This window comes from Mesorhizobium sp. B3-2-1 (assembly GCF_006439515.1).
Classification (GTDB): Bacteria; Pseudomonadota; Alphaproteobacteria; order Rhizobiales; family Rhizobiaceae; genus Mesorhizobium.
Genome location: NZ_VFTI01000005.1, coordinates 66,965 through 85,769, shown reverse-complemented (window position 1 = coordinate 85,769; position 18,805 = coordinate 66,965). Strand labels below are relative to the sequence as shown.

Here is an 18,805-nt window from a genome sequence, read left to right as displayed (position 1 = left end):
ATAAGACCCGCTAACGATCAGCGTCTCCGCTCCTTACAGCATGTCGCGGCGGATAGGATTCGCCCGATCTGCTGTAAGCTTCTGATTTTATGCATGTCGTTGTCCCGGAACCGAAAACACTTCCGGGCGACATGCATAGCTTCGATCATTGCAACGATGTCCGCGATCTGCAAACTGACCTGCTACCCAATTTCGCGTTCTTGACAAGCCATGCCTGCTGGATGTTACTGCACCAGCCGCTCGGGCTTGGGGAATTGCCGTGAAGAAAATCTATCAAAAGCCGGTGCTGGTGAAGCGCGAATTGCTGTCCGCCGTGACCGCCGCGCCGGTTAGCTCCGGACGTTGAACCGGAAAGTAGCGGCGAGGGGCTGAGGCTCCTCCGCTCACAGTTCCTTTTCCGCCAACTCCCTGAATTCATCGGGCACCGAGCGCGCCGCCTCCAGCGCCACCGTGCCGTAGCCGACCGCCTGCTTGCCGAAGCGCTCGCGGATCTTGTCGATGGCGCGGTCGGCGCCGAAACGGGCGAGCCCTTTTTGGCTGCCCGGGCGGCGCTTCTCGTCGGCAAGGCCGAGCGGCAGGTCAAGCTGCAGTTCGACGCTCTCCTCCAGGTGCGAGACCGAGATCGCCAGCAGCGAGATCGTCTTCTCCCGTGGATGATCGACGAGCACGCCGCGCACCAAATCCCCCGCGATCTCGGCCAGCATGATGGTCGCCGAGATCGGCTGCTCCAGCGTGATCGAGCGCGTAACGGCGCTGAGATCGGCAAAGCGCACGCGCACCGTCACCGTGCGGCCGGGGCGGTTCCTGGCGCGCAGCCGGCTGGCGACGCGGTCGGCCAGATGCAGCAGTGTCGGCACGATCACCCGCGCCACGGCCGGTTTTTGCCCGAGCGCCGATTGCGCGCCGGCCGAATGCGCCCGTCGCTGCGTTTCCAGCTTGCGCGGATCGCGGTTCCACGACAGGGCCGCGAGCTTTTCGCCGGCTGCGGGCCCAAGCAGCCGCGTCAGCGCGCCGCTGTGCGTCCGGGCCAGTTCGCCGATGGTCTCGACGCCGATCTCGGCCAGCCGCGCCCTGTTCGCCGGCCCGACGCCCCACATCAGCGAGACCGGCAAGTCGTGCAGGAAGGCAAGCTCGGTACCGGGGTCGACCACCACCAGCCCGTCGGGCTTGGCGACCTGCGAGGCGATCTTGGCCAGATGCTTGGTGCGCGCCACGCCGATCGAGATCGGCAGACCGAGTTCTGCCCGCACACGGCGGCGGATCGCCGTCGCGATCTCCCGGGGGGAGCCGAACAGATGAGTGCAGCCGGCGACATCGGCAAAGGCCTCGTCGATGGAGATGCGCTCGACTACCGGCGTGAAATCGTCGAGCACCTTGATCGCCGCGTCGCCCAGCCGCTGGTAGTGGCTGAAATTGCCGCCGACGAAGATCAATCGCGGGCAAAGTTCGCGCGCCTTGCGCCCCGGCATGCTGCCGCGCACGCCGAAGGCACGGGCCTCATAAGAGGCAGCGAGCACCACGCCGCCGCCAACCGCGATCGGCTTGCCGCGCAATGTCGGGTCGAGCAACTGCTCGACCGAGGCATAGAAGGCGTCGAGATCGGCATGCAGGATGGTGGCCGTCGTTTCCATCCTGTTCCGCTCATCCGCGATTGCTGATAGATAAGAACATATAGAGAACAAATGCGGATCGTTGTCAACGCGAAGCACCGAGGCTCGTCCTTGTCCACAGGCGAGGAGGAGCCTAGACGATATGCTCCGCCCGCAGCGCCACCTTCATCCGTTCCAGCGCCGGCTCGCCGCCGGCCGCCAGTTCGTTGGCGATGCGGGCAAGTTGACCGTCGGCCTTGCGGTGCCTGCTGCCCCAGGCGCCGAGCGTGGCCAGCACCGGCAAGAGGTCGATGCCGGCCTCGGTCAGCCGGTAGATTGCCTTCAACCCGTGGCTCGGGTCGCCGCTGCGGGTGATGATGCCTTCATCCTGCAGTGTCTGCAGCCGCTCGGCCAATGTGCGCGAGGAGATGCCTTCATCGGATTGCAGGAACTCGCGAAAATGCCTTTTGCCGGCGAAGATCAGGTCGCGGATGATGAGCAGCGTCCAGCGGTCGCCGAGCAGTTCCAGCGACAGGTTGATCGGGCAACCGGATCTTTCGCGCGTCGACATTCCCTATGGTTCCATTTTTAAATCATTTTACTATTGACATCATTTTTCCCGCGGGTCAAATGGTTCCGAAAGTAAATCGTTTCCGGCCAAACCTGACGAGGACAACCTGATGAAGAAGCTCATCCTGCAGATGCAGATGTCGGTCGACGGTTTCGTCGGCGCCGATGCTGACCACCCGTGGCAACTCTGGGAATGGGGCGACGACAATGGCTGGGACGCTGAACTGAAACAGGATTTCAACGCCGTGTTCGCCGGCATCGACACCATCCTGCTCAGCCGCAAGATGGCCGAGGAGGGCTATCTCACCCATTGGGGCAATGCGGCGAGGAAATATCCGGCCGATCCGTTCTATGCCTTCGCCCGGCGTGTCGTCGAGGCGCGCAAGGTGGTGCCGAGCGACAGGCTCGAGGCCTCGCGATGGGAGCGTACGACGGTGGTAAGCGGCGACCTGTCGCGCGAGGTCAACGCATTGAAGGCGGGCGAGGGCGGCGACATGGCCGTCTTCGGCGGCGCCGGCTTCGCCTCGGCGCTGATCGCGGCAGGGCTGGTCGACGAGTTGCAGCTGTTCGTCAATCCTGCCGTGCTGGGCGCGGGCCGCCGCATCTTTGACCAGGGCGGGTTCCGAAACCTGCGGCTGCTCGGTTCGAAGGCCTATGCCTGCGGCATGGTGGTCAGCCGCTATGCGCCGGCGGGCTGATCGGCGCATAGCCTCGCGCCGATAAAAGCCGTTTGGCTGGAATCCTTTGCCCGCTTCTCTTCGTCTTCAAGGTGCGGTCGCTGGAAGGGCGGCCGCATCAACGCTGAATGGAGAGACAGACCATGATCCTGGTGACAGGCGCCACCGGCCTGAACGGCAAGGCAATCATGCGCGAGTTCGCGCGGCAGAAGCATCAAGTGAGGGCGCTGGTTCGCGATCTGGACCGGGCATCCGCGGCAGGGCTCGGCGGACTGGCCGGCGTCGAACTGGTCGAGGGCGATATGAACCGGGCGGAGACGCTTGGCGCGGCACTCGACGGCATCGATCGCGTGCTGATGATTTCGACCGCGGCGCAAGACATGGTCGAGACGCAGTGCCGTTTCATCGACGCTTGCAGGCAGGCCGGCGTCGCGCATGTGGTGAAGTTTTCCGGTGCCGAATCCAACATCGGCTATGACGCGACGAAGTTCCGCTTCACGCGCATGCATGAGGACATCGAGCGCTATCTCGAAGCCGCCGGAATGGCGTGGACCCACCTTCGCCCCAGCCAGTTCATGCAGGTCTATTTGCGCGACGCGCCGACCATTGCAGCCGAAGGCGCCTTCCATCTGGCGCTTGGTGACACCGAGCTGTCGCCGGTTGATGTCGAGGACATCGCCAAGGTCGCCGTCCGTCTGCTGCGCGACAGTGGCCACGAAGGCGAGAGCCTTGACATGACCGGACCTGAGGCGCTGACCATGAGCGACATCGCGGCGCGGATTTCGCAGGCGATCGGCAAGCCGGTCCGCTATGTCGATATCAGCCCGCGGGAGCGCCGGCGCAATCTGCTGGCCAGCGGCATTTCTCTCACCTTCGCCGATGCGCTGGACGAGCAACTGGCCGAGCGGCTGCGGCGGCCGAAATCGCGCGTGCATCTGGCGACGCATGAGATGTTCGGCGTGCGGCCGACGCCGTTCGTCGAATTCGCCCGGCGGCATGCTGCCATATTTGGCGGAGGCTGAGCGCGTCCGCAAAAAAGCGCCCACCGCCACGTATCCTTTTTGCCTGCCCGTACGTCTCTGCCTTCCGAAGGTCGCGCCTTCCGCGACCCGCAATCCCGGGAGAATATCATGGCGAGCATCGAGAGCGAGGCAAATAGGAACCATTACGCCGCGATCGCGGCCAATGCGGGCAAGCTGACCAGCCCGCAGGCGATCATCGACCACAACGATATCCACTGGACGGCGCTGACCGGCGAGCCGCGCGGCGTCGACTATATCGAGGTCGATGCCGGCGGCGTGGCGGCGATGTGGGTCGTGCCCAAAGGCGCCGACGAGCAGCGGGTGCTGCTTTATGCGCATGGCGGCGGCTTCATCGGCGGCTCGATCTACACCCACCGCAAGATGGTCGGCCATCTCGCCAAGGCCGTGGGCTGCCAGGCGCTGCTCTACGACTATCCGCTGGCGCATCAGGCCAAGCACCCGGCCCAGCTCAAGGCGGCGATGTCGGCCTGGAACTGGCTCGCCGACCAGGGCTTCGACCCCGGACGTGTCGTGATCGCCGGCGACTCCTGCGGCGCGGTGCTGACCTATGGCGTCCTGCAGCGGCTGCGTGCGCAGGGACGGCCGCTGCCGGTCGCCGCGCTGATCATCTCCGGCTGGTTCGACATGGCGATGACCGCTGCCAGCTACGAGACCAACCGTGAAAAGGATCCGGCCTTTGCCAAGGAAGCCGTCGACTGGCTGGCGGCCAATTTCATCGGCAATGCCGATCGGCGCGATCCCGAGGTCAGCCCGCTTTACGCCGATCTCTCCGGTTTTCCACCCGTCTTCCTGCAGGCTGGAGCCGATGAGACGCTGGTCGACGAAAGCCTCATGTTCGCCGAGCGGGCGAGGCAGGCGGGCGTCGAGACGCGGCTCGATGTCTTTGACGGCATGCTGCATTCCTTCCAGATGATGGCGGGGCGGGCGCCGGAGGCCGACGATGCCATTGCCCGCTTCGCCGCCTGGGTACGGCCGAGAATGGGACTGCCGGCTGCCGGTGAAAAGACCAGCGAAAAGGCGGCGTGAGCGTGCGGCGGCTGATCGTGTCGAGTTTCGTCTCGCTGGATGGCGTCATCGAGGGGCCGATGACCTGGGCCTCGCCTTTCTTCGTCGGAGAGAATGTGGACCATGCCTTGCAGGCGCTTTCGAACGTCGAGTTCTTCCTGCTTGGCCGCGTCACCTACGAGATGTTCTTCGCGCGCTGGCCCGAGATCAAGGGGCCGTACATGGACCGCATCAACGGCCTGAAGAAGCTGGTCGCCTCGACGACGCTGGAGACGGTGACGTGGAATGCCTCGCTCATAGAGAGCAACGTCGCCGAGGCGCTCGCGGCACTGAAGCGCCAGCCGGGCGGCGACATCCTGAAATATGGCGTGTCGCAACTCGACCGCACCTTGCTTTCCGCAGGGCTGGTGGACGAGTATCATCTATCGATCGTGCCGACATGGGTCGGGCACGGCAAGCGCGCCTTCGACGATGTCGGGCCGATCGATCTCGAACTGGTCGGCACGCAGCGTTTTGCCAATGGCGTGGTGACCCTGACCTATGTGCCGCGATGAACCAGCAGATACGCAAATCCCCCGACACGACACAAGGCATGCGGGCCTGGCCTGAGCCCGACCGTGTGTTCGACCTGCGCTACGCCGCGTTCCTGGAGACGGTTTCGCATCTGCGCGCCAGGCTGCATCGCTATTGCGCGCGCATGACCGGCTCGGCGCTGGATGGCGAGGACATCATGCAGGAAGCGCTGTTCGAGGCCTATCGCAAGATCGAGCTGCTCGACGATGCGCAGGCGCTGCGGCCGTGGCTGTTTCGCATCGCGCATAACAGGTGCATCGATTTCATACGCAACCGCCGCACGCGGCAGGCGGCCGAAGCCTTCTATGCCGGCGACGACATCGTGCTGCCGGTGGAGCCGGCCGGTCCGGGCGCCGGCCGCGCCATCGAGCGCCTGGTCGTGCATCTGCCACCGAAGGAGCGCGCCTGCGTGCTGCTCAAGGACGTCTTCGACCATTCGCTTGAGGAGATCGCCGATTTGGTCGGTTCGACACCAGGCGGCGTCAAGTCGGCGCTCACTCGCGGTCGCGCCAAGCTCGCCGCCTTGCCCGCGCAACCGGTCGCGCCGCCGCCGCATGATCCTGAACTGGAGCGGCTGCTCGATCGCTATGTCTCGCTCTTCAATGCCAGGGACTGGGACGGGGTGCGGGCACTGACCAGCGCCGATGCGCGGCTGCAGGTTTCGGACTGCTACAGCGGCCTGCTCTCGGCCTCGCCCTACTTCGTGGAATATGAGCGCGGCGAGCTGCCCTGGCGCATGCGGCCAGGCGTGTTCGAAGAGGAGATCGTGCTGGTCGTCGACAGGCAATATGGCGATGTCTGGCGGCCGGCGTATCTGGTGCGGATCCATGCCGATGGCGGCGTCGTCAAGAGCATTGCCGACTATTATGCCTGTCCCTGGATCCTGGAGATGGTGGCTGCCGACGGATAAGGAAGCTGGGCGTCGAAGACCTTCCGAAAACATCCATGTGAGGTTTGACACCAAAGGCGCAACGTGGCCGTATTCGGAGCAGGATAGACGCGGACTAAACAGGGAGCGGCGCGCATGGCCATCGGGAGATTGCCGTATTGGATGGGGGCTGCTTCAGCGGCTTTGTTTCTTCTGGGGTCGGTTTTTCCGTCCAACGCCGAATCTTACTCCAACCTGCAAAGCAAGGGCTTCAAGACCAGCAAGCTGACGCGAGGTGCCTCGGGTAGTCTGGGCTGGTTCGTTTCCAGTGGCGAGAAGAAGTTCTTCTGCAAAATGCACGTGGGGATGGCCTATGTGGGCAGCACCAAGATGATTGGGTTTACCTCCGCAGGCGCGCAGGTCCCACTGAATCGCAAGGTCTACGAAAGCCATGCCGGGGGACATGACGATGCCATACCCCAGCTTTCGGATTTGAAGGCTGGCAAGCCCAACACGCGGGATGTCGGCAATTGCGCTCCAGCGAAATGACCCGCCGAGGCCGGCGGGGACTCCTGCTCGCACCTCACTTCGCATCATGAAAGATGATGCCGACGGTATGGCGCTTGCCTGAGCGCAGGCGGCTGACGCCGTGGCGCAGATTGACGCGATAATTGCCTTTGGTTCCCTGCACCGGCCGGTTGTGGACGGCGAAAGCCACCGCATCGCCCTGGCGCAAGGGCACCACTTCGACCCGGCTCTGCATGCGCGGCCGCTGTTCGGTCAGCGCGAATTCGCCGCCGGTGAAATCCTCGCCGGGCTCTGAAAGCAGGATCGCCACCTGCAGCGGGAAGGCGAGGTCGCCGTAGAGGTCCTGGTGCAGGCAGTTGAAGTCGCCAGGCACATATTGCAGCAAGAGCGGCGTCGGCCTGGCCTGGCCTGCGGCATGGCATTGTTCGAGAAACGCGGCATGCGTGCCGGGGTAGCGCATGGCGATCCCCATGCGCTCGTTCCACCGGTTGGCGACCTCGGCAAGCCTCGGATACAGCGCGCCGCGCAGGCCGCCGATGAGGTCGGGCAAGGGATAGCGGAAATAACGGTATTCGCCCTTGCCGAAGCCGTGCCTGGCCATGTGGACGTGGCTGCGGAAATGCTGCTCCTGGGGGTAGAGGCCAGCGACCTGCCGGCACTCTTGCGGTGAGAGCAGCTTTTCCATCACCGCGCAGCCGAAGCCGTCGAGCTCGGCGGTGAGCGCCGGCCAGTCATAGGCGGCGATGCGTGTCTCGGCGGCTTCGACCAGCGATGCGGCAACCGTGGCGTCGGCGTTCATATCGCAGCCTCCCTTTCCAGCAAGGCGCGCTTGCGTTCGATCCCCCAGCGGTAGCCGGACAGCGAGCCGTCGGCGCGCAATACGCGGTGGCAGGGAATGCCGAGCGCGATGGCGTTGGCGGCACAGGCCGTCGCCACGGCGCGGGCGCCGTCCGGCATGCCGAGGCGCCGGGCAAGGGCGGTGTAGGTGACCGTGGCGCCGCACGGGATGGTGCGCAGCACCGCCCATACGCGCTGCTGGAAGGGCGTGCCGTGGCGCATGTCGAGCGGCAGGTCGAGACCGGCGCCGGGCGTTTCGATGAAGCGCGCTATCGCCGTGAGATCGTCGCGCAAGCCGGCCTCGTCTTCGAGCAGCACCCTGCCGGGCAAGCGGTCGGCGAGGTCCTGTTCCAGCGCATTGGCGTCGGAGCCGATCAGGATGGCGCAGACGCCGATGGGGCTGCGCGCCACGAGGATGGCTCCAAGGGCGGATTGGCCGACGGCATAGGTGATGGTGTTGAGGGCGGCGCTGGCGGCTGTCGCCGGCATATGGGCTTGCATGTGGTTCATTGCCTTCACTCCTTGTTGTGCCTGAACCCTAGCCATGTGCCGGATGTTCCTCACTCCGGTGCTTGCTTTCAAATTGAAATGTCGGGCGCTGGGCCTGGTGGGAGCCGGGGTAAGTGCTCTACGGCGCCCCCCTCTGTCCTGCCGGACATCTCCCCCACGGGTGGGGAGATTGGCCGTCACTATGGCTTTCGCCAATCTCCGATGCTGCAAGAAAGAAGCCGGCGCTGAAGCCGCCGATCTCCCCCCTTGTGGGTGAGATGTCCGGCAGGACAGAGGGGGGCGCCGTAGAGTGCTGAGTGTATTTACGCAACACGCGTGACGGACACCTCCCCCAGCACGAACACCTCGCCGGTCACCAGCCGCAGCTCGAACTCGCCGGTCGCGGTGCGGCCCCATTCGGCCTGGCCATCCTCGACCAGCTCTCCCATGGCAGCCATCACCAGTGCCTTCGCGTCCTCTCGGTTGACGGCCTCGCCGTTGGCGATCTGGCTGTTCGCACCGGTGGAGGAAGACCTGGCCATCGCGCGCATTGCCGGGTCCTCGTCAGGCCCGCGAGGGCCGGCAGGCACTGTCGGTTGCCTTCACCGGCGCGCCGGCCTCGCGGTCGAGCAGCGCGCGTTTGCGCTCCGCGCCCCAGGCATAGCCCGACAGGGCGCCGTCCTTCCTGATCACGCGGTGGCAGGGGATGGCGACTGCAAGGGGATTGGCGGCGCAGGCGGCGGCGATGGCGCGGGTCGCCTTCGGCGCGCCAATACGCTGGGCGATCTCCGCGTAGGAGACGGTGCGGCCAGCCGGGATGTCCCGCAAGGCCTGCCAGACGCGCTGCTGGAAGGCGGTGCCGCGCAGGTCGAGCGGCAGGTCGAGACCGAGCGCCGGCGCCTCGACGAAGCCGACGACGCGGGCGACCAGCGCCTCGTAGTCGCTATCGCCGCCGACCAGCCGCGCCTTGGGGAAACGGTCCTGCAGGTCGCGCACCAGCGTGTCGGGATCCTGGCCGAGCAGGATAGAGGCGACGCCGTTGCGGCTCGAGGCGACGAGAATGGTGCCGAGCGAGGTTTCGCCGACGGCGAAACGGATCTCCTCGTTGGCGCCGCCGGCGCGATAACGCGTCGGCGTCATGCCGAGCATGCCGGTCGATTTTTCGTAGAAACGCCCGCTCGAATTGAAGCCCGCATCGTAGATCGCCGATGTCACGCTGACGCCGTCTTCCAGGCCCTGGCGGACCCGGGCGGCACGCCGGGCCGCCGCGTAATCTTTCGGCGTCAGCCCGGTGACCGCCTTGAAAACGCGATGGAAATAGCTGGGGCTGCGGCCGGCGGCATCAGCCAGTTCGGCGAGCGAGGGTTCCACCTCGCTCTGCTCGATCCTGCGGCAGGCATCGGCGACCATCGCGGCGTTAGCGGCCGCGAGCGAAGGGCCGTCCGGATTGCAGCGCCGGCATGGGCGAAAACCTGTCGCCTTCGCCTGTTGTAAAGTGTCGTGCAACTGGACATTGGCGGGGTTGGCGCGCCGCGACGGACAGGACGGCCGGCAATAGACGCCGGTCGTCGCCACCGAATACCAGAATGCGCCGTCGGCCGACTTGTCGCGCGCCACGATGCGCACCCAGCGCGGATCGTCGGCCGCCGGCAGCGGCGCGGGTTGCAGATGTTTGGCCAGGGTGATGAACATAAGCGCATTGAAGCCGCCAAAAGCCGGGCCTCGCCACCCGTTTCCTGACAAGTGTCAGGAAGGGAAGCTTGTTCGATGTTCGTGGCGTTAAGCGGGGCGATCGGAATGCTGTACAATTTCCAGTAGTGTCGCAGTTTGAAATCGAAATATCTAAGGCGTCGATTCCGGTTTGCCCGCATAGACGAAAGTGCTGGATGCTTAGCGGAAAGCATGGGTGGGAGATATGGCGCGAGTTTGGAAGATTGTACGCCACGGGACACCCGACCGATGGGAGGATTCCATCTCGGAGAAGTCCCTGGCGGAAGGGCAATTAGTTCTGCTTCTCGGACGGCTGGCTGCTAGCCATCTGCCACCCGTCATGACCCCATTGCCACGAAACGCTCCCCGATACACCACCTCGCTCACTGTCAAAAGCGACCGCTTGGGCAACAAGTGTTTCACCGTCTACGCCAGCGGTAGCCGGGTGCACTACATAGCGACCTTAGAGGAGATGCCTTGAATGGGCGCTTTGGCCAACGATCTGATTTCAAACCGCGATACAGCCAATTTCCCCCCCACTTCCGGCAAAGTATGACAAGATTGATCCGGAGAAGGTGTGATGGAAGACATTCGACCCATTAAGACCGAGGCCGACTACGATTGGGCGATCGCCGAAATCACCAAATACTTCGAGAATGAGCCGGAGATCGGCTCTTCCGACGGCGATCGCTTCGACGTTCTCGCAACCCTGATCGAGGCTTACGAGGATAAGCACTACCCGATTCAGGCACGATCCCGTTGAACCCATTCATTCGCACATGCGATAGTTCAACCCTGTCGCGAAAGGCTTCGGCCGAGGTGATCGGATCATCGCCTCGGGCAACCGAATAGGCCTTCTCCACGCGCTTGACGACAGCACTGGCTCCTACGCCGCGCGTTTGGGTTCCACCGCGAACGGGCTGAGCCCGAGCCAGGCCTGCATCTTCCTGCCGATGGCCTGGTCGCCCGTCAGGGCGACCTTCGCGCCGGCCTTTTCGACGGTGAGCACTCCCATCCAGATCGCCGTCATCGTGTGCAGGTCGGTCGAGACATAGAGGTCGACGTCGAAGCCCGGATCGTACCAGCACAGATCGACTTCCCCGTGCTTTTCGACGATCAGCCACCATGAGCGCTTGGAGGCGGGGAGTTCCTGATACAGAAATTGTATCACCGTGCGTCCTTCCGGCAGCGGCGAGGGGTTCAGGTTGCGCCGCATGTCCCACATCAGCAGCGACGGATCGAGGTTCTTGAGGGACAGGCGGGATTCGACCCATTTCTGGCCCCAGAACCCCATCGCCTCGACGACCGGACGCAGATCGCGGCCGGCCTCGGTCAGCCGGTAGTCGAAGATCCCTTTTTCTCCCTGGACCTCCTTGCGCTCGACGATCCCCGCCAGTTCAAGCTCCTTCAGCCGTTGCGACAGAAGGGTCGGCGACATTTTGGGCACGCCGCGGCGCAGGTCGTTGAAGCGGGTCGAACCCGCCACGAGCTCGCGCATCAGCACCATCGTCCAGCGGGTGCACAGCACCTCGGCGGCCATCGATAGCGGGCAGAACTGTTTGTATCCGTGCTGGGTCATGACTTGTGCCTCTCCCTCGAACCTGCGGGCAACATTAGTCCTTCATGATTGAAGCAGCGAGTACAGAAACTGTACCGGCCCAGTACAGATCGCGGACTGGCTGGCGTGGGCCCTGCCATGCGAGCCCTTGGCCGGTGCACGGGATACCCCTGTGCGCCGCAACCAGGAGACCACAATGACTGCTTACGTTATCGCGGACATCAAGATGAGGGACCCGAAATGGGTCCCGGCCTATGCCGCCTCGGTGCACGACCTCGTCCACAAGCATGGCGGCAAATATCTGTCGCGCAGCGGCAATGTGAAGACGCTCGAAGGCAAGCCGCTCGACACGACGCTGATCGCCCTGATGGCTTTCCCGTCGGAAGCCGCGGCGCGCGCCTTCACCAACGATCCGGCCTATGCGCCTTTCGTTTCGGCCCGCCAGGACGGCAGCGACAGCCGTTTCCAGCTGATCGACGACACCGATCTGGCCGGAACGATCCCGTATCTGCCGAAGGGATGACCGGCATTCGCCGGGTTTTCGGGATCTCCACGCAACAACAGCCACGGCGCTTGCCCGTCGCGCCGCCGTATCGTCGGCGGCCGGCCAGCCGTGCTTTTTCAACAGGAACGGAATGGATATGAAATCGAACTTTCGCAACGGGCTTCTCATGGCGGGGGCCATGCTGGCCGTCTGCACGACCTTCGCACAGGCACATCAGGAGGCGCCAGCGGGCGCGCCGGATGCCAGTCCGCTGGCCGAGAAGGTGCGGGCAGCCAACAGCCGGTTTCTCGACGTCAATGCCGCGACGGCGGAAGGCTATGCGCCTATTCCCTGCGCCAGCGGCATCACCGGCGGCGCCATGGGCATCCACTATGTCAATGGCGGGTATCTGAAGGACGACAAGGTAGACATCGCCCGTCCCGAAGCGGTGATGTACGAGCCGATGGCCGACGGCACGCTGAAGCTGGTGGCGGTCGAGTACATCACCTCGAAGGGGCCGGCCTCCCTCGAAGGGCAGCTGTTCAACTTCAACAGCGCGCCCAACCGCTATGGCCTGGGTGAATTCTACGAGCTGCATGTCTGGGCCTGGAAAGGCAACCCAACCGGCACGTTCGCCGACATGAACCCCAAAGTGTCATGCGAGCACGCGATGGCGCCAACCCAGTAACCGGCACGGCCAGGCGGCACCAATCCGCCTGGCCGAAGCGTCGATATTGCGCGAAGTTTCTCAGGCGGCCTTGATCAGGCCGAGCTGGGTGAGGGCGGTGACGCCGTCGTCGAGGCCGATTTCCTCGACGATCCTGCCGTCGATCACCTTCAGCACCGTGGTGCCGGTGAAGCGCATGGTGCGGCCGGTGGCGGCGGGCAGCGAGCCGGCGAGGAAATCGCCGAAGGCCGGGCCGGTATGCGTGCCGCCGCCCTCCCACTGGCCGACGACATAGTCGCCCTCGGCGATGAGATCGGCGGTGGCCCAGAAGTTGAGATCCGGGAAGGCAGCACGGAAATCGGTCATGAAGGCCTTGATGTCGTCGCGGCCGCGGCGCGGCTCGTGCAGCGAATATTTCAGCAGCATGTCGGGCGCGGCGATGGCGTCGACAACGGAGAGGTCACAGGTTTCACCCCAGAAGTCGGTGAACCATTTGACGACGACCGCCTTGTTGTCTTCCTGCTTGGTCATGGGAGGATCCTCTTCTCGTTTGCCTTGGGATCACCGGACTGGCTGGTGACCTCGGGCATTCCTAGGATCGTTCGAGGCGCGCAAAACTCCGGTTCTTGTCCGCCAATCGAAAGGCTGCAGTCACGATTGCCGCCGGGAGAGTAGACACTCCGCCCCTTCGCTGCCCCGGTAACTGTTTCTTCTCTGGTTTTGCCGCAGATTGCCCGCCGGGGTGGGGCAGGCGAAACGGACGATGGCGGATCAGGGCAAGAAAAGTCGCAACGGAGCGTTCTGGGCCAAGGCCCTGGAGAGCGCCGATCTTGGCGTCTGGGATTGGGATCTCAGCACCGGCGACTGCTTCTATTCGGCGACCTGGGCCCGGATGCTGGGTTACGAGGAGGGCGAACTTGCCAATGCCAGCGACCTGTGGCTGCAACTGACCCATCCCGACGACCGGGAACGGGCGCTGGCCAGCGGCGACCGCCACATTGCCGGGCTGACCGACGCCATCGAGACCGAACTCAGGCTCAAGCACAAGCAGGGCCGTTGGATATGGGTGCTCGACCGCGGCGGCATCGTCGAGCGCGACGCCGACGGCAAGCCGCTCAGGCTGATGGGCGTGCAGACCGACATCTCGAAGCAGAAGGCCGCCGAAGCCGCGCTCGAACAGGTCAATATCCGGTTTCGCCTGGCGCTCGCCGCCAGCGGCAGTGGCATCTGGCACTACGACATCGCCACCAAAAAGAGCTATTGGGACGCGCGCACAAGGGAGATATTCGGCCTCGTGGCGGTAACCGACGAGGTGACGGCCGATCTCTGGCACAGCTACCTGCATCCCGACGACAAGGACGCCGCCGAACGCGCCCACAGGGTGCCGTTGGAAACCGACGGCGTCATCGTCTCGCAGTACCGCATTATCAAGCGCGACGGCCAGATCCGCCATGTCGAATCGCTGCTGCGTTTCATCGCCGCCGCCGGTGCCTCCGGTCAAGTCCTCGGCACGGTGCGCGACATCACCGAGGACAAGCTGCGCGAGCAGGAGCTTGCCTTCGCCGCCCGCCACGACGCATTGACCGGACTGTGGAACCGCGCCGCCTTCGACAGGCTGCTCGCCGACCACATCGCCACCGGCGTGACGCTTGCGGTGTTCTACATCGACCTCGACTACTTCAAGGCGCTCAACGATTTCGCCGGCCATGCCGCGGGCGATCTGGCGCTGAAGAGCGTCGCGGCGGGTATTGGCCGTTGCCTGCCGCCGTCGGCGCATGCGGCGCGGCTCGGCGGCGACGAGTTCGCGCTGATGGTGCCCGGTTGCGACACCGTGCAAGCCGAGCGGCTGGCCTGCGCCATCCTGGCGGCCGTGCGCGACGCCGACCTTGGCCTTGCCGCGACGTCGCGCCGGCTGGCGGCCAGCATCGGCATCGCCATTGTCCGCGACCGTGTCACCACGGTTGCCGACGCGCTGGCCTGCGCCGACGATGCCTGCTACGCGGCCAAGGCCGCCGGGCGCGATCGCTTCGCGCTGTTTTCGACCGATGCCATCTCGGGTTCGGGCGGCCTCAACGCGGCACGGCTCGCCGCCGACACGGTGGACGCCATGGATGATGGCAGGCTGAAACTGTTCGGCCAAGAAATCCACCGGCTGGGCAGGCCCTGGGAAGAGAACCGCCATGTCGAGGTGCTGGCGCGGCTTGCCGGAAAGGGCGGCCGGCTGATCCCGCCTGGCGAGTTCATACCGGCTGCGGAGCGCTTCGGCATTGCCGCCCGGCTCGACCGCTGGATCATCCGCACCGCGCTGTCGCAGCACAGCGCGGCGATGAAATCCGGCGTGATCACGCTCGGCTTCAACCTGTCGGCACAGACGCTGAGCGATCCTGGGCTGTGGGACTTCGTCGACAGCATCATCGAGGAAACCGGGGCGCCGCATTCGGGCATCGGCTTCGAGATCACCGAAACCGCCGCCGTCACCAATTTCGATGCCGCCGAAACCTTCGTGCGCAAGGCGCGCGAGCGGCGCTGCAGGGTCAGCCTAGACGATTTCGGCGCCGGCATGAGTTCGTTTGAATATCTCAGGCGCTTTCCGGTCGATGCCATCAAGATCGACGGCTCCTTCATCGAGCATATCACGGAAAGCCGCTTCGACCGCGAGATCGTGCTGGCCATCACCAGCATCGCCCGCAGCCTCGGCTGCGCCGTCGTGGCCGAGAAGATCGAACGGCAGGACACGGTGGCCATGCTGGGCGACATCGGCGTCGAGTTCGGCCAGGGCTTCCTGCTGCACCGGCCCGAACCGCTGGAGCGGATCGTGGCGCGCGCGGCACCAATGGCCGACGACGCATCGAGACGCAGAGCGTCCTGACAGACAAAATGCATGTCGCTCCAAAGCGACATGCGTGAAGAAGACGAAGACTTGATGCGCGCGGCCTGAATCCGTTGAACACGGCGCGTTTTGTTCAACCGTGCCGGCGCGCCGCCGCTCGCGGAAATTCCAGCAGCCCGGGTTCCGGCTTCCTGTGCTGTGCTTCCGCCACCATCTCGATCAACAGGTCGAGGGCCTCGCATGTCGAACGACTCGTCTCGTCATTGCCGCGAAGATAATGGTAGGCGCGTTCGAGATGGAGACGGGCGGCTGAAAAATCGCTGGTCAATGGTCCCTCCATGATCCCGCCCTAATGTTATCTTGGCCGGCCTGGCGCAACGCTGGGTAAATATCCACAGGCGCCTTTTATTCAAATGCCCGCGAATGCCGTGAAGAGGCACGGCTGACGGCGGCGCCGTCGTGTCAGGAGTGACGGCGCGACGGCTTTGCGCGGTTCGGTGGCCAGGGACAATGCGGAGATCGTGGCCGCTGCCGCCGCGGTTTTTTGCCCGGCGATTCAGCTGACTTCAAGGTCGAGGCGGGTGCCCGACCCTGACACCGGCAGTATCCCGTACATTTGCATAAGCGTTTGTTAGTCATCTGAAATCACATTTCAGTATTGTTTGTTTGTTACTTGCTAAGGCGCGCGTGGAGGGCGATACCTTGACCGAAGGCGATGTAACGATACCGGCCATTTGGCGGGAAATTGCCCGCTACGCGGTCAGTTGCCCCAGTCCTCACAACACGCAACCTTTCCGGCTGCGCATCCGCAGCGACAGCGAGGCGGACATCATCTTTCTGCCGCGCCGCGGTTTATGGGTGGCCGATCCGCATGGCCGCTTTACCTGGCTGACCGCGGGCATCTTCGCCCAGGTTTGCGCCATCGCCGCGCATGGCCTGGGCTACGAGCTCGATTGCCGCACGGATTTCTCCGCGATGTATCCCGGCGGCGATACCGAGACGCCGCAAATCATCTCACGCCTGACGCTGAGGCCGGCGGCGGCTCCCGTGGCCGATTTCGACAGCCAGTTGATTCTCGATCGCCACACCTCCCGGCTTCCCTATGACGGGCAGGCGATCCCCGAAGCGCTGCTTTTGGACATGGAGGCCGAAGCGCGGCGCACCGGCCACCGCTTCGAGGCACGCAGCGATGCCCAGGCCATCGACTGGGTGATCGAGCTCAACCGCCAGGCACTCTTTCACGACATGATGAACGCGCCGATCCGCAACGAGCTGGTGCGCTGGCTGCGCTTCGGCACGCGCGAGGAAGATATTACCGGCGACGGCCTGTCGGCACGCTGTCTCGGTTTCTCCGCCCGGCTGCTCAAAAGCTTCTTCACCAGCCCCGGCTTCTGGACCTTGCCCGGCATCAAAAGCCTTGTCGGTTTCGTCTATGGCCGCAGCATGAAGGGCGTCGGCACCATCGGCTGGCTGCGCGGTCCCTACGTGACCATGGAGGACTGGTTCAACGCCGGCACCACCATGTTCCGTCTCTGGCTGATCGTCACCCGCCATGGCTACTACTGGCAGCCTTACGGTTCGGTGATCACCTCGGACGAGGCGCGCACCAACATGATCGGCTATTTCGGCATGCCGGATGAAAAAGGCGGCGCGGACATGGTCTGGCTGCTGCTGCGGCTCGGCAAGAGCCAAACCCCACCCCTGAGCTACCGGCTCCCGTTCGAGGACATCATCCTATGCGGCTGATCAAGCAAGCGGTGCGGCCTTTCTTCCTGGCGCTGGTCGCGCTCTTCAACGTCGTCGAGCGCGCCTTCGCCTCGTCGCGGCATGCCTACAAGATCCTGCTCATCCCGGGTTTCGAGCGGCTGCGGTGGGGCGTCGGCGCCTGGCGCGCCTGGGCGAATTTCTATCATGCCTACGCCAAGGTCCCGGCCTATCGCGATTATATCGACAGGCTGGGCGGCAAGCCCGAAATTATGCTCGACCACGTCACCAAGCCGGACCTGACGTCCATTCCGGAAATGGACAAGGACAGCTACGTCAAGAAATACCCTCAGGAAGAGCGGCTGCTGGGTGGCAAGCTGCCGTCGATGGGGGTGATGGTCGATGAATCCTCCGGCAGCAGCGGCATGCCGACAAGCTGGGTGCGGGGCAAGACCGAACGGCTGATCACCAAGCAGATGATGCAGATGACGTTCCTGCGCATCACTGGCGAGAACGAGACCCTGTTCATCCTCAACGCCTTCGCGCTCGGCGCGTGGGCGACCGGCATGAACGTCGCGATCTCCCTGACTGATACGACGATCCTGAAGTCGACGGGCCCGAACCTTGACAAGATCGTCAATACGATCCACGAGTTCGGCCCGCGCTTCCGCTATGTGGTCATGGGCTACCCGCCGTTCCTGAAGACGCTCGTCGACGATCCGCGTCTCGACTGGTCCAAATTCACCATCGATGCCGCCTTTGGCGGCGAGGGGATCTCGGAAAGCCTGCGCGACTATCTCCTGAAGAAATTCCGCCGCGTCGTCGGCAGCTACGGCGCCTCCGATCTCGAGGTCAATCTCGCGCTCGAGAGCGAACTCACCATCAATTTGCGCCGCGCACTGCTCGGCGACGAACGGTTGCGCGAGGCCATCATCCGTGTCGGCTACGGCGTCACGCCGATGGTCTTCCAGTACAATCCGCTGGCCTATTATCTGGAGGAGAACGCCAAGGGCGAACTGGTGGCGACGATTTCGCGGCCCTACAACATATCGCCCAAGATCCGCTACAACATCCACGATCGCGGCCATGTGCTGCGCTTCGGCGAATTGAAGCGCATCCTGCGCGACACTGGACATGGCGACATGCTGAAAAACAGCGGTCGCATCCTCGATCTGCCGCTGTTGTTCATCTACGGCCGCTCCGACATGTCGATCGAATACTACGGCGCCAAGGTCACGCCGGACAGTTTGCGCGAGATCCTGTTCGGCCTCGACGTGCTGGCGCCGGTGCTGTCGACCTTCCGCCTGATCTCTTATGAGGACGCCGCCCACAACAAGCGCATGGAAGTGGCTGTCGAACTGGTCGAGGGGGCGACACTGCCGCTGCCGGTCGAAACCTTGCAGGAGACGGTGTTCGAGAGGCTGGCCACCATGAACGGCGATTTCCTCAACGCCTGGAAGCGCACGGCAACGCCGGAGAACATGCCGGAGCTCAAGGTGTTTGCCTTCAACACCGGTCCGTTCGAAGGCGGCCAGCGACGGCTGAAGAACGAGTATGTCGCCTCGAACATCAAATACGACAAGCTCTGACGCCGACCTCTCTGACCGCGATCTCTCTGACTGTGACTTCTCTGACTGCACTTGGGGTCGACGAGCCGATCAGCGGCCGGCCAG

General features: G+C 64.2%; 21 protein-coding genes. 12 read left to right on the top strand and 9 right to left on the bottom strand.

The genetic code is table 11. The features are described from left to right. Nucleotides 1-383 precede the first annotated feature (383 nt). Both dinB and FJW08_RS07015 read right to left on the bottom strand, forming a co-directional pair. On the bottom strand, nucleotides 384-1,631 hold the full coding sequence (gene dinB / locus FJW08_RS07020; RefSeq protein WP_140809901.1) for a DNA polymerase IV: 1,248 nt from the start codon (nucleotides 1,629-1,631) through the stop codon (nucleotides 384-386). A gap of 112 nt (nucleotides 1,632-1,743) precedes the next feature. Next, the gene (locus tag FJW08_RS07015) at nucleotides 1,744-2,160 is read right to left on the bottom strand and encodes a helix-turn-helix domain-containing protein (protein WP_140809899.1); all 417 of its coding nucleotides are present in this window, start codon (nucleotides 2,158-2,160) and stop codon (nucleotides 1,744-1,746) included. A gap of 109 nt (nucleotides 2,161-2,269) precedes the next feature. Between FJW08_RS07015 and FJW08_RS07010 the strand changes: the two genes are divergently transcribed. From FJW08_RS07010 to FJW08_RS06985, 6 genes are all read left to right on the top strand, one after another. Beyond that, nucleotides 2,270-2,857: a dihydrofolate reductase family protein gene (locus FJW08_RS07010; RefSeq protein WP_140809897.1), complete on the top strand. Its 588-nt coding sequence runs from the start codon at nucleotides 2,270-2,272 to the stop codon at nucleotides 2,855-2,857. A gap of 122 nt (nucleotides 2,858-2,979) precedes the next feature. Further along, on the top strand, nucleotides 2,980-3,858 hold the full coding sequence (locus tag FJW08_RS07005) for an SDR family oxidoreductase (protein WP_140809895.1): 879 nt from the start codon (nucleotides 2,980-2,982) through the stop codon (nucleotides 3,856-3,858). Between the two features lie 108 nt (nucleotides 3,859-3,966). Continuing rightward, nucleotides 3,967-4,905, top strand: a complete 939-nt coding sequence (locus tag FJW08_RS07000) for an alpha/beta hydrolase (RefSeq protein ID WP_140809893.1) — start codon at nucleotides 3,967-3,969, stop codon at nucleotides 4,903-4,905. Next, complete coding sequence (locus tag FJW08_RS06995) at nucleotides 4,902-5,438, top strand: dihydrofolate reductase family protein (RefSeq protein WP_246682247.1); 537 nt, start codon at nucleotides 4,902-4,904, stop codon at nucleotides 5,436-5,438. Before FJW08_RS07000 ends, FJW08_RS06995 begins: the two co-directional genes overlap by 4 nt. Beyond that, on the top strand, nucleotides 5,435-6,367 hold the full coding sequence (locus FJW08_RS06990; protein WP_140809891.1) for a sigma-70 family RNA polymerase sigma factor: 933 nt from the start codon (nucleotides 5,435-5,437) through the stop codon (nucleotides 6,365-6,367). Before FJW08_RS06995 ends, FJW08_RS06990 begins: the two co-directional genes overlap by 4 nt. 114 nt (nucleotides 6,368-6,481) lie before the next feature. After that, on the top strand, nucleotides 6,482-6,874 hold the full coding sequence (locus FJW08_RS06985; RefSeq protein ID WP_140809889.1) for a hypothetical protein: 393 nt from the start codon (nucleotides 6,482-6,484) through the stop codon (nucleotides 6,872-6,874). 34 nt (nucleotides 6,875-6,908) lie between these two features. On the opposite strand, the gene FJW08_RS06980 is transcribed toward FJW08_RS06985, so the two are convergent. The 4 genes from FJW08_RS06980 to ada form a co-directional block, all read right to left on the bottom strand. Continuing rightward, a complete protein-coding gene (locus tag FJW08_RS06980) occupies nucleotides 6,909-7,652 on the bottom strand; it encodes a 2OG-Fe(II) oxygenase (RefSeq protein ID WP_140809887.1) in 744 nt (247 codons plus the stop codon). Beyond that, nucleotides 7,649-8,200 carry a methylated-DNA--[protein]-cysteine S-methyltransferase gene (locus FJW08_RS06975; protein WP_140809885.1) on the bottom strand — a complete coding sequence of 184 codons (552 nt, stop codon included), beginning with the start codon at nucleotides 8,198-8,200 and terminating at the stop codon, nucleotides 7,649-7,651. The genes FJW08_RS06980 and FJW08_RS06975 overlap by 4 nt, the downstream gene beginning before the upstream one ends. A 302-nt stretch (nucleotides 8,201-8,502) precedes the next feature. After that, nucleotides 8,503-8,730 carry a hypothetical protein gene (locus FJW08_RS06965; protein WP_140809883.1) on the bottom strand — a complete coding sequence of 76 codons (228 nt, stop codon included), beginning with the start codon at nucleotides 8,728-8,730 and terminating at the stop codon, nucleotides 8,503-8,505. A 13-nt stretch (nucleotides 8,731-8,743) separates the two neighbouring features. Further along, the gene (gene ada, locus FJW08_RS06960) at nucleotides 8,744-9,871 is read right to left on the bottom strand and encodes a bifunctional DNA-binding transcriptional regulator/O6-methylguanine-DNA methyltransferase Ada (protein WP_140809881.1); all 1,128 of its coding nucleotides are present in this window, start codon (nucleotides 9,869-9,871) and stop codon (nucleotides 8,744-8,746) included. Nucleotides 9,872-10,469: 598 nt separating this feature from the next. Here ada and FJW08_RS06955 point away from each other — a divergent pair. Beyond that, nucleotides 10,470-10,652 carry a transcriptional regulator gene (locus FJW08_RS06955; protein ID WP_140809879.1) on the top strand — a complete coding sequence of 61 codons (183 nt, stop codon included), beginning with the start codon at nucleotides 10,470-10,472 and terminating at the stop codon, nucleotides 10,650-10,652. 123 nt (nucleotides 10,653-10,775) lie between these two features. Here the strand turns inward: FJW08_RS06955 and FJW08_RS06950 are convergent, their stop codons facing one another. Then, nucleotides 10,776-11,468, bottom strand: a complete 693-nt coding sequence (locus FJW08_RS06950) for a helix-turn-helix domain-containing protein (protein WP_140809877.1) — start codon at nucleotides 11,466-11,468, stop codon at nucleotides 10,776-10,778. Nucleotides 11,469-11,643: 175 nt separating this feature from the next. Here FJW08_RS06950 and FJW08_RS06945 point away from each other — a divergent pair, with 175 nt between their 5' ends. Continuing rightward, nucleotides 11,644-11,970 (top strand): DUF1330 domain-containing protein, encoded by a 327-nt coding sequence (locus FJW08_RS06945; protein ID WP_140713753.1) that lies wholly within the window; start codon nucleotides 11,644-11,646, stop codon nucleotides 11,968-11,970. A gap of 112 nt (nucleotides 11,971-12,082) precedes the next feature. After that, nucleotides 12,083-12,619 (top strand): hypothetical protein, encoded by a 537-nt coding sequence (locus FJW08_RS06940; protein WP_181182855.1) that lies wholly within the window; start codon nucleotides 12,083-12,085, stop codon nucleotides 12,617-12,619. A gap of 60 nt (nucleotides 12,620-12,679) precedes the next feature. On the opposite strand, the gene FJW08_RS06935 is transcribed toward FJW08_RS06940, so the two are convergent. Beyond that, the gene (locus tag FJW08_RS06935; RefSeq protein WP_140809875.1) at nucleotides 12,680-13,129 is read right to left on the bottom strand and encodes an ester cyclase; all 450 of its coding nucleotides are present in this window, start codon (nucleotides 13,127-13,129) and stop codon (nucleotides 12,680-12,682) included. Nucleotides 13,130-13,361: 232 nt separating this feature from the next. On the opposite strand from FJW08_RS06935, the gene FJW08_RS06930 reads away from it, so the two are divergent. After that, the gene (locus FJW08_RS06930) at nucleotides 13,362-15,467 is read left to right on the top strand and encodes an EAL domain-containing protein (RefSeq protein WP_140809873.1); all 2,106 of its coding nucleotides are present in this window, start codon (nucleotides 13,362-13,364) and stop codon (nucleotides 15,465-15,467) included. Between the two features lie 94 nt (nucleotides 15,468-15,561). Here FJW08_RS06930 and FJW08_RS06925 read toward each other — a convergent pair whose 3' ends face one another. Then, nucleotides 15,562-15,756, bottom strand: a complete 195-nt coding sequence (locus FJW08_RS06925) for a hypothetical protein (RefSeq protein ID WP_181178825.1) — start codon at nucleotides 15,754-15,756, stop codon at nucleotides 15,562-15,564. Nucleotides 15,757-16,130: 374 nt separating this feature from the next. On the opposite strand from FJW08_RS06925, the gene FJW08_RS06920 reads away from it, so the two are divergent. Both FJW08_RS06920 and FJW08_RS06915 read left to right on the top strand, forming a co-directional pair. Next, the gene (locus tag FJW08_RS06920; protein ID WP_140809871.1) at nucleotides 16,131-17,174 is read left to right on the top strand and encodes a hypothetical protein; all 1,044 of its coding nucleotides are present in this window, start codon (nucleotides 16,131-16,133) and stop codon (nucleotides 17,172-17,174) included. Further along, on the top strand, nucleotides 17,165-18,721 hold the full coding sequence (locus FJW08_RS06915; RefSeq protein WP_140809869.1) for a CoF synthetase: 1,557 nt from the start codon (nucleotides 17,165-17,167) through the stop codon (nucleotides 18,719-18,721). Before FJW08_RS06920 ends, FJW08_RS06915 begins: the two co-directional genes overlap by 10 nt. Nucleotides 18,722-18,805: the final 84 nt, after the last annotated feature.